At 52.2% G+C, this 17,324-nt stretch carries 13 protein-coding genes; 9 read left to right on the top strand and 4 right to left on the bottom strand.

Translation table 11 applies throughout. From position 1 onward, the window contains the following. Positions 1 to 64 precede the first annotated feature (64 nt). The 3 genes from ACW44H_RS11135 to lipB are packed head-to-tail and all read left to right on the top strand — an operon-like array spanning position 65 to position 2,293. Positions 65 to 1,264, top strand: coding sequence for a D-alanyl-D-alanine carboxypeptidase family protein (locus ACW44H_RS11135; RefSeq protein WP_457504517.1), 1,200 nt, complete (start codon positions 65 to 67; stop codon positions 1,262 to 1,264). 52 nt (positions 1,265 to 1,316) lie between these two features. Further along, complete coding sequence (locus ACW44H_RS11130; RefSeq protein WP_113269596.1) at positions 1,317 to 1,628, top strand: HP0495 family protein; 312 nt, start codon at positions 1,317 to 1,319, stop codon at positions 1,626 to 1,628. A gap of 2 nt (positions 1,629 to 1,630) precedes the next feature. Then, positions 1,631 to 2,293, top strand: coding sequence for a lipoyl(octanoyl) transferase LipB (lipB, locus tag ACW44H_RS11125; protein WP_457504515.1), 663 nt, complete (start codon positions 1,631 to 1,633; stop codon positions 2,291 to 2,293). Between the two features lie 74 nt (positions 2,294 to 2,367). On the opposite strand, the gene lipA is transcribed toward lipB, so the two are convergent. Next, entirely contained in the window at positions 2,368 to 3,426 is a 1,059-nt protein-coding gene (lipA, locus tag ACW44H_RS11120) for a lipoyl synthase (RefSeq protein ID WP_457504513.1), read from the bottom strand. Positions 3,427 to 3,594: 168 nt separating this feature from the next. After that, complete coding sequence (locus ACW44H_RS11115; RefSeq protein WP_457504512.1) at positions 3,595 to 4,581, bottom strand: LysR family transcriptional regulator; 987 nt, start codon at positions 4,579 to 4,581, stop codon at positions 3,595 to 3,597. Positions 4,582 to 4,841: 260 nt separating this feature from the next. On the opposite strand from ACW44H_RS11115, the gene ACW44H_RS11110 reads away from it, so the two are divergent. From ACW44H_RS11110 to ACW44H_RS11085, 6 genes are all read left to right on the top strand, one after another. Continuing rightward, positions 4,842 to 7,277 carry a DUF3141 domain-containing protein gene (locus ACW44H_RS11110; RefSeq protein WP_457504510.1) on the top strand — a complete coding sequence of 812 codons (2,436 nt, stop codon included), beginning with the start codon at positions 4,842 to 4,844 and terminating at the stop codon, positions 7,275 to 7,277. 290 nt (positions 7,278 to 7,567) lie between these two features. Then, on the top strand, positions 7,568 to 10,195 hold the full coding sequence (topA, locus tag ACW44H_RS11105; protein ID WP_113269600.1) for a type I DNA topoisomerase: 2,628 nt from the start codon (positions 7,568 to 7,570) through the stop codon (positions 10,193 to 10,195). Further along, the gene (locus tag ACW44H_RS11100) at positions 10,192 to 10,653 is read left to right on the top strand and encodes a DUF6586 family protein (RefSeq protein WP_457504509.1); all 462 of its coding nucleotides are present in this window, start codon (positions 10,192 to 10,194) and stop codon (positions 10,651 to 10,653) included. Before topA ends, ACW44H_RS11100 begins: the two co-directional genes overlap by 4 nt. Before the next feature lie 46 nt (positions 10,654 to 10,699). Continuing rightward, complete coding sequence (locus ACW44H_RS11095) at positions 10,700 to 11,167, top strand: 2-hydroxyacyl-CoA dehydratase (protein WP_457504508.1); 468 nt, start codon at positions 10,700 to 10,702, stop codon at positions 11,165 to 11,167. Positions 11,168 to 11,273: 106 nt separating this feature from the next. Next, positions 11,274 to 11,903 carry a L,D-transpeptidase family protein gene (locus ACW44H_RS11090; protein WP_113269603.1) on the top strand — a complete coding sequence of 210 codons (630 nt, stop codon included), beginning with the start codon at positions 11,274 to 11,276 and terminating at the stop codon, positions 11,901 to 11,903. Positions 11,904 to 12,115: 212 nt separating this feature from the next. Continuing rightward, positions 12,116 to 12,379 carry an Lpp/OprI family alanine-zipper lipoprotein gene (locus ACW44H_RS11085; RefSeq protein WP_113269604.1) on the top strand — a complete coding sequence of 88 codons (264 nt, stop codon included), beginning with the start codon at positions 12,116 to 12,118 and terminating at the stop codon, positions 12,377 to 12,379. Positions 12,380 to 12,541: 162 nt separating this feature from the next. Here the strand turns inward: ACW44H_RS11085 and ACW44H_RS11080 are convergent, their stop codons facing one another. Together ACW44H_RS11080 and mfd are read right to left on the bottom strand one after the other, a co-directional pair. Further along, positions 12,542 to 13,654 carry a L,D-transpeptidase family protein gene (locus ACW44H_RS11080; RefSeq protein WP_113269605.1) on the bottom strand — a complete coding sequence of 371 codons (1,113 nt, stop codon included), beginning with the start codon at positions 13,652 to 13,654 and terminating at the stop codon, positions 12,542 to 12,544. A gap of 81 nt (positions 13,655 to 13,735) precedes the next feature. After that, the gene (gene mfd / locus ACW44H_RS11075; RefSeq protein ID WP_457504505.1) at positions 13,736 to 17,185 is read right to left on the bottom strand and encodes a transcription-repair coupling factor; all 3,450 of its coding nucleotides are present in this window, start codon (positions 17,183 to 17,185) and stop codon (positions 13,736 to 13,738) included. Between the last annotated feature and the right edge of the window lie 139 nt (positions 17,186 to 17,324).

Here is a 17,324-nt window from a genome sequence, read left to right as displayed (position 1 = left end):
ATGCGCCACCTTGTTTTTAAAATAAGCTTTGCAAGTAAGCTTTCAAGTAAGTGAGACTGACGTTATGAACGTGTTTACATCCATTGGTCGCTCTGCGCGCCTGTGCCTTTTTGCTGCAATGGCGACGGTTGCCGTACCTGCCTCTGCTCAGGTCATTCCGCAGCCGCAGACAATTATTCCTTCTCCTCCCCAGTTAGCGGCGAGTTCTTGGATACTCATGGATGCTAACAGCGGGCGAATTTTGGCAGAGCATAATTCAGATGAGCGTCTTCCGCCTGCGAGCCTGACCAAGCTGATGACCGCCTATTTGGTTGAGCGCGAGCTGGATCGCGGGACGATCAATTTGACCGATATGATCAACATTAGTGAGAACGCATGGCGTACAGGCGGCTCAAAAATGTTTATTGAGGTGGGTGATCAAGTCTCGGTAGATGATCTGCTCCACGGTATCATTATTGTTTCTGGTAACGATGCCAGTGTCGCCATGGCAGAGCATTTGGCGGGTGGTGAAGCGCCGTTTGCAGATCTCATGAATCAACATGCAACGCGTTTGGGCATGAATAATACTAACTTCCAGAACGCCACCGGCTTGCCGGGCGAGAATCATTACTCGACAGCCCATGACATGGCGCGTCTCTCCCAGCACATCATTAATGATTACCCCGATCACTACGAGATATACTCACAGCGTACTTTTTCCTACGGCGGCATTGATCAACCTAACCGTAACCGCCTGCTGTGGCGTGACCCCTCAGTAGATGGTCTGAAAACGGGCTGGACAACAGAAGCGGGTTTCTGCTTGGTATCGTCGGCTAAGCGCGATGATATGCGTTTGATTTCCGTCGTAATGGGCACTAATTCTGACGAGGCACGCGCTCAGGAAACTCAAAAGCTACTCAGCTATGGTTTCCGTTTTTTCGAGACGATGAAACTGTATGAACGGGGTGCCGTATTGGCAACGCCGCGGGTTTGGGGGGGTGATATTAACGAGCTGCGAGTTGGTGTGGACGAAGAGGTCTTTATGACACTGCCACGCAACCGCAATGAAGAGTTGCGCGCTCGTCTTAACCTTAACTCAGACCTACAGGCGCCGATTGCTATTGGCGATGAAGTCGGCACGCTGGAAGTTCACTTAGGTGAAGAAGTGGTCGGTGAGCGTCGTCTAGTGGCATTGGAAAGCATTGAAGAGGGCGGTCTCTTCAAGCGTCTGTTTGATCAGGTGCAGCGTTTCTTTAGTGGTCTGATTAGTCGCTTTACCGATTAAGCTTTGCGTAAAACGAGACCGGCGATTTTGTATCCGTAACGATGGGTTTGCTATGAAAAAAGGTACTCCTCAGGGACTGCGCGATTTACGCCAACCAGCGGCTCAAGAACCCCCTAAAATCACCTTTCCCTGTGATTATTCGTTAAAAGTCGTCGGTGATGCCGCCGAGGACTTTCCGGCCTGTGTGTGTCAGGTGATTGTCCGCCACGCGCCTGACTTTGACGCCACGACAATGCAAGTGGTAGATAGCCGAAAAGGACGTTTCCAGTCGGTTCGTGTGGTGATTAGGGCGACCGGAGAGCAGCATATTAAAGCGCTCTTTGATGACCTCAAGGCCACCGGTCGTGTTCATATGGTGGTGTAATCGTGGACGACACCACGCCAATTAGGCTGCATGATTTGGGGCGCCAAGGGTATTTGCCGGTTTGGGAGGCGATGCGCGCTCTGACCGACACGCGCGATGCGCAAACGCCGGATCAATTCTGGTTGGTAGAGCATGAACCGGTGTTTACCCAAGGGCAGGCTGGCAAGCCAGAACATTTACTGCTGCCTGGTGATATTCCGGTCGTACACACCGATCGGGGCGGGCAGGTTACTTATCACGGACCTGGTCAAGTCGTGCTGTACCCATTGCTGGACGTGCGGCGAGGTAAAATTGGTGTGCGTGATTTGGTCACTGCGCTTGAGAATGCGGTGATTGATGTTTTAAGCAATTATGGCGTTAGCGCTCGTGCGCGTCCTGATGCACCTGGTGTCTACGTTACAACAGCGTCAGGTGAAGCGAAAATTGCCTCCCTTGGACTACGCGTACGGCGTGGTGCGAGCTTTCATGGGGTGGCGTTAAATGTCGATGGTGACTTGGCGCCTTTTTCTCGCATTAACCCTTGCGGCTATGCCGGTATGCCTATAGCAAGGCTGGCCGATTTCGTGTCTCTATCAAGCGGTCATGGGGTAGGGCGGCAATTGGCTGAGGCGTTAGCCATACAGCTAAAACGCGACTTGGTCAGTATTGATAGCTCGCCATTATAAAGATTTAATTGAGCTCTCATAGAGCACAAATTTTTCTTATCTTAATAGCGGCAAGCCATCTGCCGATAAATTTTTTAGCCGACGTTCAACGCGGGAATAAGGTTTGGATCTACAGCTTGTTCCTGTCCTGGAATAGCTGCCGGTGAGGCTAGGCCCAAGTTGTTTTTCTCGAATACACGGTCAGCGCGGTAACTGGAACGCACTAGTGGGCCAGAAGGTACTTCCATAAAGCCTTTGCCCAAGCCAATGACCCGATAGCGATCGAACTCTTCCGGTGTCACCCAGCGCTCTACCGCCAAGTGATTTTTGGTCGGGCGCAGATACTGCCCAAGTGTCACAATATCCACACCAATTTCACGAAGATCATCAAACGTTTGGAGGATCTCTTCATCCGTTTCACCCAATCCCAGCATCAGGCTGGTTTTGGTGATGATATCAGGACGGTAACGTTTCGCATGGGCAAGCACATCAAGTGTTTTGCGATAACCTGCCCGCCGGTCACGAACACGGCCTGTTAGACGCTCGACAGTTTCCACATTTTGGGCAAATACTTCCAGGCCAGAATCGACAACACGCTCAATAGCTGTGAGTTCACCATCAAAGTCGGGCGTTAGAGCCTCAACGACGACTCCCGGCGTGCGGGCTTTAATGGCGCGAATGCAGTTAGCGTAGTGCGTTGCGCCACCATCATCGAGATCGTCACGATCTACCGAGGTGAGCACAATGTAGCGAAGCCCCATTAATTCCACCGATTTAGCGGTGTTTTCAGGCTCTTCATGATCTAGCCAGCCCTTAGGGTTGCCGGTGTCCACCGCGCAGAAACGACAGGCGCGGGTACATACCGAGCCCATCAGCATGATCGTTGCTGTGCCGTTGCTCCAGCATTCGCCCATATTGGGGCAATGGGATTCTGCGCAAACGGTGCTTAGTCGGTGGGTAGCGACGTTTTTCTTGACCGCCTCAAAGCGCTTCCCCCCGGGGATCTGGGCTCGCAGCCATTTGGGCTTGCGTTCAAGTGAAGGGGCTTCTGCCTGCGCTTTGCGCTGCTTCATGCCATCCTTGATCGCCGCCGTGCCATGTTCGTTACGGTATTTTTCACCACTAGACACGCGCTGCGAGGGGTTATTGCTCATAGGGACAGAGCCTCTCTTTTGTGCGGTAGGCCGGGTTCGTAAGCGGGCGGAAACCCCTATAAGGCCTGCCGACTGATAGGTGGTACGACCAATATTTTATCGTGCTGATAATGACTAATATAACATATCTCGCTGTCAACGGGACACACCGTGGGACATCGCAGCACCCTAGGGTAAAAGCATGGGTAGGCAGGCGACACCGTGGCTGGGTAGCGGGCTGGAAGGCGCTTGAAAATGGCGGCGGTAGTCGGGTAAATGCTCACGGATAAAACTCAGGAAGAGTTCAGCAACCGGCGTAGGAAGCCGTTCGCGGGTGTATACCGTGCACCATGAACGGTGGATAGGGAAGTCAGGCAAACCCAGCTCAAAAAGTAACCCTTGTTCAAGTTCAAGCTGTACCGCCAAGCGTGGTAGTACCGCAACACCTAAGTGCGCCATTACACCGCCTTTAATCGCCTCATTGGTCCCTAGTTCAATACAGTGGGATAACGCGACCTGCTGATTGGCAGCCATTTGCTCAAAGGCGTTACGTACTCCAGAACCGGGCTCACGCATAAGGACATAGTGACGGGCGAAGTCTGCCAGCGAGGGTTCGGGCATTGAGAGCAGCGGGTGCTCCGGCCAGACAACAGCGATTAGTTCGTTATCAAGGATCGGCATTACCACTAAGCGGTCGTCTTCAGGGACCATTGCCATAATGACAAGATCGTCTTGCTGTTCAGACAATCTTTCAAGTGCCTGGCTACGGTTACATACCTTCAGTCGAACGTGTACATCTGGATAATGCGCACGGAAACGGGCGAGCAGGTAAGGCACTACATATTGGGCCGAGGATACCGCTGCGATATTAAGTTCGCCGCTCATTTTGCCGTTAATATCGGATAGGTTCATTTGCAGGCGTGACAGTTGCCCAAAAATTTCCCTTGTCGAGTGGGCGAGGGTGTCGGCAGCAGGGAGTGTATGGAGCGTTTTGCCTGCGTATCTAAACAATGGCTGCCCGAGCGCCAGCTCAAGTTGGCGTATCTGTGCACTTACCGCTGGTTGGGTAAGCCCCAATTGCTCAGCTGCGCGTGAGTATGAGCGTTGACGGTGCACCGCCTGGAAAACCTGTAGTTGCCGAAATGTGAGGCGATTAAGCAGGTTAGGGGACGACATAGCAACCTCGTGGTGAGCACTATTTACTGGCGATAGGAGAAATAACAACATCAGGCGTCATCGCCAGGGCAACGCATGCTATCACCGAATTTTTAACACTGCTTAAAACGGATTCTATTAATTGTATATTTTGTAATTTTCAGGGTTAAAGATCGACGCCATGCGCGTAGTGGCCTAAACTATATTGCATTGCAGCATCATTTTGCTGAATCATTGTTTTTCGGGTTTGAGGCCGGTGCATCAACCCAATGGGAGAACCTATGAATTTTCTTGCCAACCCACTCGCCAATAGTATGTTTCCTGCTAGCGCTTTTGCTGGTGAATGGCTGGAGCAACAAAATGGTTCCACAAGCGTACCAGGTAGTGAAGCGCTCGCTTCTTTTTTCGATCCCTTCGGGTTTGGTCGCGCGGCGTTTGGTTACTGGCGCGATAGTGTAGAGAGAAGTGTTTTGTACTGGGACGTTATGCGCGAGCGTGGCAACCAGTACCTTGAACATATGGAGCAAACCAAGCCCAATGTGTTGGGGTTTAATACCGAAGTGCTGGTGGATGGACGAACGCTACCGCGGCCAACCAACTACGAGTTACTACGCGTGCTACCTCACGAAGGGACTGAAATTGATCTTCAAAAACGCCCTTTTGTGGTAGTCGATCCGCGTGCGGGGCATGGGCCAGGGATTGGTGGATTTAAGCCTGACAGCGAGTTGGGTGTGGCTCTTAAAGCAGGGCACCCCTGCTACTTCATTGGCTTTTTGCCATTTCCTGAGCCGGGCCAAACGGTAGAGGATGTGGTTGAGTCGGAAATAGCGTTTCTGCGTCACGTCATTGAGCTACATCCCGAGACCACCGAAAAGCCGATGGTGGTGGGCAATTGCCAGGCGGGTTGGCAACTAATGATGGCCGCAGCCCTAGAGCCTGAAGTGTTTGGTCCTATTCTGATTGCCGGTGCACCGCTCTCTTACTGGGCCGGAGAGCACGGCAAAGCGCCGATGCGTTATACCGGCGGTATGACGGGAGGAAGCTGGGTTACCGCGCTCACTACGGATATTGGTAATGGCCTGTTTGATGGTGCCTGGTTGGTTCAGAACTTTGAGCGTCTTAACCCAGCCAATACGTATTGGAAAAAGCAGTATCACCTTTATGACAATATCGACACAGAAGCGGGCCGCTACCTTGAGTTCGAGCGCTGGTGGGGCGGTCACGTAGTACTAGGTGGTGAAGAGATTCAATATATTGTCGATAACTTATTCATTGGCAATCGTCTCTCTACCGCACAACTGGTGACCAGTGATGGGCGTCGAATTGATCTTCGCAATGTACGTTCCCCAGTAGTGGTGTTCTGCTCGCGTGGTGATGACATTACGCCACCGCCTCAAGCGTTGGGTTGGATCCGTGATTTATACGAAGACGTAGACGATATCATTGCTCATGATCAGACCATCGTCTATTGCCAGCACGATACGACTGGCCATTTAGGTATTTTTGTATCGGGAAGTGTTTCGCGTAAAGAACATACCGAGTTCACCGCGAACATGGATTACATTGATGTGTTACCGCCAGGCTTATACGAAACGGCGATAACGCCTGCCGAAGAAGGCGAAGACCCAGAGCTTTACGAGCGTGACTACCTGCTTGAATTCATGTCACGTGATTTCACTGAGCTGGATAGCGCCGTCAAGCACAAGCCCGAGGATGATCGTCGTTTTGCTACCGTGGCCCGTATTTCAGAAATTAATCTAGGCATGTATCGGTTGTTTATACAGCCCTGGCTAAAAGCCACAATGACTCCCGAAGCGGCTCGCTTGATTCGTCGCATGCACCCGATCCGCCTGGGTTACAAATTGCTCTCTGATCGCAACCCCCTTTCCGTTCCGTTACCGGTCATGGCGGATGCAGTGCGCAAAAATCGCCATCCGGTGTCACAGGACAATCTGTTTAAAGCGTTTGAAAACATGGGGTCAGACCAATTGGTCGCTAGCCTCAATGCGATGCGTGATCTGCGCGATAGCAGTACCGAAAAAATGTTCTTGGATATCTACGGCCAGCCGCTATTACAAGCCGCCGTAGGCCTTTACGGAGATGCACATGTGCACCGTCGTCGTCCGGGGGCTGAACCTGAACATCGTCGCTTTGTTGAGCAGCGTCAAGAAGCGTTACGTGAAAAAATCGCTCATGGCAGTGCCCATGAAGCGGTCATGCGTTCGCTCATTTATGTAATGGGCGGTGCCCCGGCGACAGATGAGCGTAACTTCAAACGTCTGCGCGCCTCGCGTGCTGAGCTTGAGCCAGGCATTGAGCTAAGTGAGTTTAAGCGCTTAGTGCGTGAGCAGTTCTTTATCTTAAAATTGGATCGTGAAGCAGCGCTGAGTTCACTGCCTAATTTGCTGGCTGGAAAAAGCAACGACGATATTGACGGCTATATTAGCCATCTTGAGCATGTATTCGCCGCCAGTGGTGAGCTTTCAGAGCATGCTGCGGAGCGCTTTGCTCAAATTAAAGCACTATTTAACAAGGCAAGGCCCAGAAAAGCCGAGGCGATTGCTAAACCCAAAGACGCCAAGGAAGAAGCAACGGCAGCGGCAGAAGAACCAAAGCCGACACCGGCTAACACGAGCAAATCGGGCTCTGAATCATCTAAATCAACTACTAAGCCCAAGCGTGCTGCTGAGCGTCGAAAGACACCGCGTGACCGCTAAAACAATGCTTTAGCTCACAGCGCCCCTGCCTATTTGGTGGGGGCGTTTTGTTTGTCTTAGTACTTTTTGGGTTGCTGTAATGCTGGTGGCAGTCTAGTGTCTAGCTACTCTTTATCTGAAATATAGGGAATCTCTCTGCTACTTGGTTGCTACTAGCGCTTAGCCAAAGGCTGGGGTAGGGTAGGCGCATTTTTTCATCCGTATCTTTTTATAGGCTGGTTCATCCCAGCGATACGGCACCGAATTCAGAGCACGCGCAGACAGTCCGTGCATTAGGAAAGTGGAGCACTATGGGCAAGTCACTGGTCATCGTCGAGTCGCCAGCTAAAGCGAAGACGATTAATAAATATCTCGGCAACGATTTCATCGTCAAGTCGAGCGTGGGTCACATTCGTGACCTGCCGACCAGCGGCTCAGGTAAGGCAGCCTCCGACCCTAAGGAGCGCGCGCGCCAGGCCGCAGCGACACGCAAGATGTCGGCGGAAGAGAAAGCAGAATATAAAAAGCGTAAAAGCCAAGATCAGCTAATTCGGCGGATGGGGATTGACCCCGATAACGGCTGGGAAGCTCGCTATGAGGTGCTGCCCGGAAAAGAAAAGGTCGTGGCCGAGCTACAAAAGTTGGCTGAGAAAGCCGACGCTGTCTATCTCGCAACGGATTTGGACCGCGAAGGGGAAGCCATTGCCTGGCACCTGCGCGAGACTATCGGTGGTGACGACAGCCGCTACAAGCGCGTGGTGTTTAATGAAATCACCAAAAACGCTATTCAGGATGCGTTCAAGGCGCCTGGCGCGCTGAATATACCCCGTGTAGAAGCACAGCAGGCGCGACGCTTCCTGGATCGTGTCGTGGGCTTTATGCTCTCGCCTCTTTTGTGGGCGAAAGTAGCGCGTGGGCTGTCAGCGGGCCGTGTGCAGTCAGTCGCGGTTCGGCTGATTGTCGAGCGTGAGCGTGAAATTCGTGCCTTTATCCCCGAGGAGTTTTGGGATGTGCACGCAGATTTAGCCTCACCAGAAGGGGAGCTAGTGCGTTTTGCCCTGGTTCGTCAGGATGGCAAGGCCTTTAAGCCTACCTCTGAAAAAGACACTCTGGCGCGTATTGAACAGCTTAGAAAAGCCAAGCTGGCGATTACCTCGCGGGAAGATAAGCCCACCAGTTCAAAGCCCACGGCACCCTTTATCACCTCGACGCTGCAGCAAGCGGCAAGTGGCCGGTTAGGCTTTTCTGTCAAGAAAACCATGACCATGGCCCAGCGCCTTTATGAGGCGGGCTACATCACCTATATGCGTACCGACTCTACCAATCTCTCGAAAGATGCAGTAGAAAGCGTGCGTAGTTACATTGGTGATGAGTTCGGTAAGCGCTATCTGCCAGAAGCGCCTAATCGTTACAGTAGCAAAGAGAGCGCCCAAGAGGCTCACGAAGCCATTCGTCCGTCTAGCGTTGAGCGTAAAGCGTCGGATCTGGCCGGTATGGAACGCGATGCAGAACGCCTTTATGAGCTGATCTGGCGTCAGTTTGTGGCTTGTCAGATGACGCCCGCGGAGTATTTGTCTAGTACGCTCACCGTTGAGGTCGATGGTTATGAGCTGCGCGCGAAAGGCCGCGTGTTGAAATTCGATGGTTATACCCGGGTGATGAAACCCAGCGGTAAAAATGAAGATCAGAGCTTGCCTGATTTGCCTCAAGGCACTTCCATGGCGCTGGAGGCGCTCGATCCTCAACAGCACTTTACTAAGCCCGCACCGCGTTACACTGAAGCAAGCCTGGTTAAAGAACTTGAAAAACAGGGGATTGGTCGCCCCTCCACCTATGCATCAATCATCTCCACGATCCAGGATCGCGGCTATGTGAAGTTAGAAAATCGTCGTTTTTATGCGGAGAAACTGGGCGACATCGTTACTGAGCGGTTGAAGGAGTCCTTCCCTGATTTAATGGACTTTTCGTTCACCGCTCGTATGGAAGATAGTCTGGATGAAGTCGCAGAAGGTGAGCGTAACTGGCAGGCCTTGCTAGATGCTTTCTATGGTGAGTTCCGTGACGAGCTTGCTAAGGCTGAAAGCGACGATGGCATGCGTCCCAACCAGCCGGTGCCCACCAATATCGATTGCCCAAAGTGTGGCCGCCATATGCAAATTCGCACAGCTTCTACAGGCGTGTTCTTGGGCTGTAGTGGCTATAATTTGCCGCCCAAGGAGCGTTGCAAAACCACCATTGACTTGATTCCCGGTGAAGAGTCGGTAGCCGAAGATGCGGGTGAAGAAGCTGAAACCGATGCACTGCGGGCCAAGCGTCGTTGCCCAAAGTGTGGTACAGCGATGGACAACTACCTGATTGATGAAACTCGCAAGCTGCATATTTGTGGTAACAGCCCCGATTGTGACGGCTACGAAGTGGAAAGCGGCAAATTCAAGATTAAGGGCTACGATGGCCCGGTGATTGAATGCGATAAGTGCGGCTCTGAAATGCAGTTGAAATCAGGTCGCTTTGGCAAGTATTTTGGGTGCACCAATAGCGAGTGTAAAAACACACGCAAATTGTTGAGGAGCGGTGAAGTGGCTCCGCCGAAAATGGACCCCATTCCTATGCCGGAGTTGGCCTGTCAAAAAGTGGACGACCATTACGTACTGCGCGATGGGGCAAGCGGCTTATTTTTGGCAGCGAGCAAATTTCCTAAAAATCGCGAAACGCGGCCGCCGTTAGTGAAAGAACTGAAAGCGCATGCTGATGAGCTGCCTGAGAAATATCATTTTATTCTCAAAGCGCCCAGTGAAGATCCAGATGGCCGACCCGCTCAAATCCGTTATTCACGTAAGAGCAAAGAGCAGTACGTGATGACAGATGAAGAGGGTAAAGCTACCGGTTGGAAAGCCATGTTTGAAGCCGGTAAATGGCACGTGGAGGATAAGCGCAAGTGAATGCACGATCTCGAACCAACCAATTGCTCTATCAGGCGGAGCTACTAGCCACTTCCTCAGTGGGAGAAGATGAGCATACTCCATCACGTCAGATGGCGTTGGAGGAAGGTGCTCTGGCTCTCTTTGAGCTGGCATTAGAGTCGCTTTTGCGCGAAGTCACCGAACATGCGCGCTTGTCAGAACACCGCTGGAATGTGTTGTTGGCAAGTGATGGCCCGGCCTTGGCAGAGCTACAGCGCTTGCGTGACTTAAAGGCTGAGCCAGAGAGTTGGTTGAATTGGCTGGCTGGCCAGCTTGAGCGCCTGCATAGTGATGAAGGTGCGGCGCGGCGCGCATCGCATAATCCCGCTATGATTACAGTGGGTGGTCAAGCGAGTTTACGTCAACAATTATTGGGTAAGCTTCAGGATGCCAAGCGAGAAATAGAAGCTTTGCGCGAAACCAGCCTGGAGTGGTAAGAGACTTACTGCTCAATAGTCAAGTAAGCACCACGAAAAGGAGATCATGATGCGCTATAACCAAATTAAAGATTTAGTCGAATGGGCGGCAGGTTTTCACGCGCGGATGGCGCGTCAGTACGGTGAGGCCGCTGATAAGGCAGATAATGAACGCTTAAAAATGGGTTTGGATTACTTGGCTAGTCGCGAATTGCAAATGAAAACGGGGCTTGAAGACCTGTTTAACGACGGTACAGACCATTCGAAGCTATTAGAAACGTGGTTCGATGAGTCAAGTGAATTTCCTGAACCGCCCGAATTGGATCGAATGGCAGAGGAAACTGTTATAGGTTCCCTCGAAGATGCGATGAAAACTGCCACCATCGCTCATGAGCGCTTACAAGCGATGTATGAGCATCGTGCTTTACGGTCGAGAATTAAACCCGAAGCGGAGTTCTTTGATTCGCTAGCCGAAGGACATAATTCAGAAATACGCCATATGATGGCCAGTATGGAAGAGTTGCAAGGCATTTAATGCGAGAGATGACGAAATCACTAACAGCCGGTATGGGAATAGGGTATAACAGCCACCAGATGCGCCTAATCGGACTTGTAACGGCCAATTTGTTTCGAGAAATACCATGATTCCTGTAAATCGCCGTCGTTTTTTAGCCATGGCGCTGAGCTGGCCTGCAGTTGCCAGCGCAGCTGTTAATGCACCTAGCCAAGCTGGCCCTTCTGATCTTATCGAAACAATGCTTACTCGCGCCCATTTACCGCGCCATAGTAACGAGCTTTGGGTATTGGTTGATGATAAAGAGGCAACGCTTAGCGTATTTCGTGGAAGTGCGCTGATTGAGCGTTTTATGCCTATTTCACTAGGGCGTTCTGGGGCGAAGACCCAGCGGGTTCGTGGTGATAACGTGACCCCAAAGGGCGAGTTTCGTATCAATCGTTTTAATTATCAAAGCCAGTGGCGCACCTTCATGGGCATTGATTTTCCAACACCGCCCCATGCACGAATGGCGTTAGAAAAGGGAATTTATTCCCAAGCAGATTATGAAAATTACTTCGACTACTACCGTCGTAACGGATATCCGCCGCAAGACACGGCCCTAGGTGGGGCGATTGGTATCCACGGTCTGGGTAGTGCCGATCCCGATATCCATGGGCGCTTTCATTGGACCCAAGGGTGTGTTGCCGTTACTAACGAGCAAATTGATCGCTTAACGGATTTGGTGGGTGTTGGCACCCGGGTAGTGATCCGTTAAGCTATTGCCGTTGAAGGAAGTTCGAGGTTTTAAACAAGTGGCTATAGACAACCGCTGTGGTCTATTATAAAACGGCGTTTGGCTTGCGTGCTTTATGGCACAAGTCATTGTAAAGAACCTGCACCGCAGGTAGACAAATTTAAGCTAAGCTTTTAGTCTTGCTTTTGTCATACCCTAAACGTAGTACCCAAGGACGACTCAAGGAGAACATTATGACTTTGAAAACTACTCTGAAAATGACTGCTGCTGCCGCTTCACTGGCAATCCTAGCAGGCTGTGCTTCTACCGGCGCACTGGAAGAAGTTCGCATGACTGCAGAATCTGCACAGGCTGACGCAGCAGAAGCACGCAGCATGGCTTCACAAGCTTTGAACACTGCTAACCAAGCCCAGCGCGATGCGCAGGCTGCTCTGCAGATGTCTGAGCAGAACCGTGAAGAAATGAGCCGTCAGTTCCAGCGTTCCATGCAGAAGTAATTCTGCTTGGGCTATCGAGAATGTCGCTAGACTATCTTGGTAGCTGCTGGATGAAGGTGTAGTTAGTATGGCGTTAGCAAATTAAAACGCTGGGCAAGCAGTTTTTGCCGCTAGCTACGCAAAAAACCCCGCCTTGGCGGGGTTTTTTGTTGCAGCTGTTTTTTATGCGTCTTCATTAGTAGTGGATGACTTGCTGAGTTCAATCTCATCAATCAGTTCAACAGGCTCGGGTTCTGGCTCGACAGCTTGCGGCCCATAAAGTGCAACAAATTGGCCGTCCGGCGTTTCGACGGCGCGCTGTATCTGTTCGGCGTCGATTTCAATATCTTCGTCAGTAAGCTCATTGACCCGCTCAATAGCGATGAGCAGTGGCTCAAAGCCTTCCGCGTTTTCTTCCAGTTGAGGAAATGACTGCACGAACAGCGTGCCATCGGCTGCCCAGCCTGCTTTGAATGGCGCGTCTATCAGATTAACTTGAGTGCCACTCGGTAAACGCTCATAAAGTGATTCAATGTCTTCCGGGTACATACGAATGCAGCCGCGGCTTACTCGCATCCCAACGCCGTCAGGGCGATTGGTGCCATGGATCAAGTAGCTCGGCATGGCCAGCAAAATCGCGTGCTCACCCAAGGGGTTGTCTGGTCCGGGCGGTACGACAGAAGGTGCCGGTTCGCCGCGTTCGGCTGCCTCGCGACGCATAGAAGAGGGCGGTGACCAGGCGGGGTCTTTAACTTTGACAGTGGTGCGGGTAATGCCAACAGGCGTTGCAAATTCATCCCGGCCTACGCTTACCGGATAGGTTTCGACAATGCCCGGCTTGTCAGCGGGGTAGTAGTAAAGACGTAGTTCCGAAAGGTTCACAACAACGCCTTCGCGCGGGGCAGGCGGCAATATGTACTGAGCGGGGATCACTACTTCGGTACCTACGCCGGGTACCCATAGGCTGACATCGGGGTTGGCCATGCGGATCTCTTCATAGCCAATATTATGTCGACGGGCGATATCAATCAGTGTTTGCTCGGGGTCTTCGACAACGACGGTATAACGCTTCCCAATCACGTCACCGCTTTCAGGAAGGCGGAAATGGCCACGGGGCAGTTCATTCTGATCAGCCACCTGAGCGGCGCTGTCGACGGCGTCGATGCTGATTTCCTGTGCCTGGCTATCGGCTTTCTCTTCAGTCGGTTGCGCAAAAGCGGGGCTCGCCAAGCTTGCGGCTAATAAAACTGCCAAGCTGGTAGGGCCCCAAAGGGTAAAAGTATCGCGTATATTCATGGTCGTTCCTAATGTGTTAATCACTGCTGATGCGCGTTGTGAACCAATAAGGCATGGCTAGTGGCAAGTTTGCCCCAAGGTTCACGCCGCCGCTACTTTTTGATTAAGCGTGCTGAGTAAGTTTTCGAGCTGCTGGAAGCGCTTGTCGACACTTTCCATAGGCAATTCAAATCTTAACGTGTCAGAACCGTCTAAACGGTAATGCTTAGGCGAGGTCTGAATGAGGGTGACTAGCGTTAAAGGATCGACTTGGGTGCTGCCATCAAACAGCACCCGCCCTCGGGTCTCTCCAGCCTCAATCTTGCTGATACCTAATTGCTCAGCACGATGGCGAAGCTTGGTTTGGCGAATTAGATTTTTTAGCGGTGCGGGTAGCAATCCAAACCGGTCAATCAGCTCAACCTGTAGCTCTTTAAGCTCACTATCGCTTTGCGTATTGGCAATCCGCTTATACATGACGAGCCGTTGTTGCACATCGTGAATATAATCATTCGGAATCAGTGCCGGCAGGTTAAGGCTAATTTCCACGCCGGTATTGAAAGGCGCATCGATATTCGGTGTTTTACCAGCACGTATGGCTTTCACAGCACGATCCAGCATCTCCATGTAGAGTGTGTAACCGATGGTTTCCATCTGGCCGCTCTGCTCATCACCCAACAGCTCGCCAGCCCCGCGGATTTCCATATCGTGGCTGGCCAGGGTGAAGCCAGCGCCTAAATCATCTGAGGCGCTGATCGCTTCCAGGCGTTTGATAGCATCTCGCGTCATGGCTTTGGGAGGTGGCGTTAATAGGTAAGCGTAAGCCTGATGGTGGCTGCGGCCTACGCGACCCCGTAATTGGTGCAGCTGTGCCAGGCCAAACTTATCGGCGCGTTCAATAATGATCGTATTGGCGCTAGGTACGTCAATACCGGTTTCAATAATGGTTGAGCACACCAGCACATTAAAGCGACGGTGGTAGAAGTCTGACATGATCCGTTCCAGGCTGCGCTCAGGGAGCTGGCCATGGGCTACCGCCACCCGGGCTTCGGGAATTAATTCTCGAATCTTTTCCGCACTGTTCTCAATCGTTTTAACCTCGTTATGCAGCACATAGACCTGGCCACCGCGTAGGATTTCACGCAGTAATGCTTCTTTAATAATGCTGGTGTCGTGCTGCTGGACGAAGGTTTTGACTGATAGGCGGCGAGCGGGGGGCGTTGCGATAATGGAAAGGTCGCGGATACCGCTCATGGCCATATTCAGTGTGCGCGGTATGGGCGTTGCCGTTAATGTCAAAATATCGACTTCAGCGCGCAGTGTTTTAAGCTTCTCTTTTTGCGCCACGCCAAAACGGTGCTCTTCATCAATGATTAGTAAGCCCATCTTGGGTAGCTCAACGCTCTTGGAGAGCAGTTTATGGGTGCCAATAACGATATCAGTTTGGCCGCTTTTGATGCTCTCCAGTGTTTGGTTGGCGTCTTTTCCGCTGGTAAAGCGTGAGATCAAACCAATGTTGACGGCGGTATCGGCAAAACGGTCGCGAAAGTTCTCAAAATGCTGGCGTGCCAATAGCGTTGTGGGTACCAGTACTACCACTTGGCGACCGGATTGCACGGCCAGGAAAGCCGCCCGCATGGCGACTTCGGTTTTGCCGAAGCCCACGTCGCCGCAAACAACGCGATCCATTGGCTGTGGCGATGTCATGTCGCTTATAACAGCCTCAATCGCTGCGTGCTGATCGGCGGTCTCTTCAAACGGGAAGTTGCTCGCAAAACGAACATATTCATCGCCTGGCGCTTCGTAGACAACGCCTTGCTGGGCTTCCCTGCGGGCGTAGACATCTAGTAGTTCAGCAGCCGTATCGCGGATCTTCTCCGCAGCTTTGCGGCGGGCTTTTTCCCATTGATCCGAACCAAGCTTGTGTAGCGGCGCCAGTTCGTCATCGGCACCGCTGTAGCGAGAAATGAGGTGCAGGCTATCAACGGGCACATAAAGTTTGGCGCCATCGGCGTAAGAGAGCGCCAGAAACTCACTCGCCTGGCCGCCTGCCTCTAGCGTTTCCAAGCCCAAATAGCGCCCCACACCATGGGCCTGGTGAACGACCGGGGCGCCTTCGCGCAGTTCTGATAGGTGACGAACCGCAAGCTCGTTATCATCGGTAGCTTTTTCGCGCCGTCGGCTTTGGCGTACCACATCGCCAAACAGCTCCGTTTCGCTAATCACCGCAACGCTGGGGTTGTTCAGCCATAGGCCGCTGTCAACCAAGCCTTCAGTAATTGCATAAGTATGCTTGCTGGCTAGAAAATCGTGAAAGCTATTAACGTGGGGCAGGGGAAGCCCAAGAGGCGCTAATATTTCTTCCAGCGCTTCGCGGCGCCCTCTGGACTCCGCCACAAAAAGCATGCGGGTCTGGTCGTGAGATTTCAGAAACGCAGCTAGTTCGCCTAACGGTTGTTTGGCGCGGGCATTGATAGATAGCGTGGGAAGCGGCAAAGCTTCGGGATGTTGGGCGTGGCGCTGTTCGCTATCGTCGGTCAGCTCTATACGCGGCCGGGCCTTAATTGCCGAAAATACATCATTAACAGGAAAAAATGCCCGATGCGGAGGCAGGAGGGGGCGGGTTGGATCAACGCCTAAATTAACGTAGCGGGCATCAATTGACCGCCAGTGCTGCTCGGCCGCATCAAAAACGCCCGGCAGGAGTGCCACCCGGGTATCATCGGTCAGGTGATCAAACAGCGAGGCGGTTTGATCAAAAAACAACGGTAAGTAATGTTCGAGGCCCGGCGATGGAATGCCTTTTAGCGCATCGTTGTAAAGTGGGCACTGGCGCGGATCGACATCAAACAGGGTTTCAAACTGCTCACGAAAACAGGCGATAGCGCTGCGGCTCAGCGAGTATTCGTGGGCAGGCAGTAGTTCCAATGCATCCAGTTTATCTGTCGAGCGCTGACTGCCTGGATCGAAATGGCGCAGCGTGTCAATTTCATCATCAAACAGGTCGATGCGAATCGGCTCATCCATACCCATCGCAAACAGGTCGATCAGCGCGCCACGCATGGCGTATTCGCCGGGTTCGTATACTGTTTCAACGGCGCGGTAGCCCGCCCTGGAAAGTGATTCACGAAATGCTTCCCGATTTAAACGCTCGCCGGTTTTTAGCGTCATTACCCGGCCAGCAATATATTCAACCGGTGGTAATCGTTGCATCAGCGTATTGATGGGGACCAGAACAATACCGCGAACGCCATCTTGTAGTTGACGCAGCGTGCGTAGCCTTGCTGAAACAATATCCTGGTGGGGGGAGAAGCTATCGTAAGGCAGTGTTTCCCAGTCGGGAAAGGGTAAAACCGGCACATCGCTATAAAAGTAGAGATCTTGTTCCAGGCGCTGTGCACTGGCTGTACTGGGGGTGATCACCAAGATGGGAGCATGAGCCGCAACGCGGGAAAGTGCCAGCGCAGTCGCACTGCCCGGCGGCGCTGTCCAGTAAAGTGTGTCGCGTGTCCCTTGAGGCTGGGGCGGTTCGAGCAAAGAGAATGTCGGCATAAGCAAGATATCGTTTTGCGCTGAAACGGAAAACAGATCATACACGATCACCCGTTTCAGTTAGAGTGCCGCGGCTTAAGGTAGCGGCTGAATCTTTTAGAATCGTTCTTTTTTGTAGTGAGATCGACGATTCTGTAAT

Source organism: Vreelandella sulfidaeris Esulfide1, from assembly GCF_054072535.1.
Note: the sequence above shows the minus strand (reverse complement) of the source record. Positions and strands in the feature narration are given on the sequence as shown.

Coding starts and splice junctions, on each gene's coding strand:
- mfd (WP_457504505.1), bottom strand. CDS start 17,185: ATGCCGACATTCTCTTTGCTCGAACCGCCCCAGCCTCAAGGGACACGC.
- ACW44H_RS11080 (WP_113269605.1), bottom strand. CDS start 13,654: ATGAATATACGCGATACTTTTACCCTTTGGGGCCCTACCAGCTTGGCA.
- topA (WP_113269600.1), top strand. CDS start 7,568: ATGGGCAAGTCACTGGTCATCGTCGAGTCGCCAGCTAAAGCGAAGACG.
- ACW44H_RS11085 (WP_113269604.1), top strand. CDS start 12,116: ATGACTTTGAAAACTACTCTGAAAATGACTGCTGCTGCCGCTTCACTG.
- ACW44H_RS11115 (WP_457504512.1), bottom strand. CDS start 4,581: ATGTCGTCCCCTAACCTGCTTAATCGCCTCACATTTCGGCAACTACAG.
- ACW44H_RS11135 (WP_457504517.1), top strand. CDS start 65: ATGAACGTGTTTACATCCATTGGTCGCTCTGCGCGCCTGTGCCTTTTT.
- ACW44H_RS11130 (WP_113269596.1), top strand. CDS start 1,317: ATGAAAAAAGGTACTCCTCAGGGACTGCGCGATTTACGCCAACCAGCG.
- ACW44H_RS11110 (WP_457504510.1), top strand. CDS start 4,842: ATGAATTTTCTTGCCAACCCACTCGCCAATAGTATGTTTCCTGCTAGC.
- ACW44H_RS11090 (WP_113269603.1), top strand. CDS start 11,274: ATGATTCCTGTAAATCGCCGTCGTTTTTTAGCCATGGCGCTGAGCTGG.
- ACW44H_RS11095 (WP_457504508.1), top strand. CDS start 10,700: ATGATGCGCTATAACCAAATTAAAGATTTAGTCGAATGGGCGGCAGGT.
- lipA (WP_457504513.1), bottom strand. CDS start 3,426: ATGAGCAATAACCCCTCGCAGCGCGTGTCTAGTGGTGAAAAATACCGT.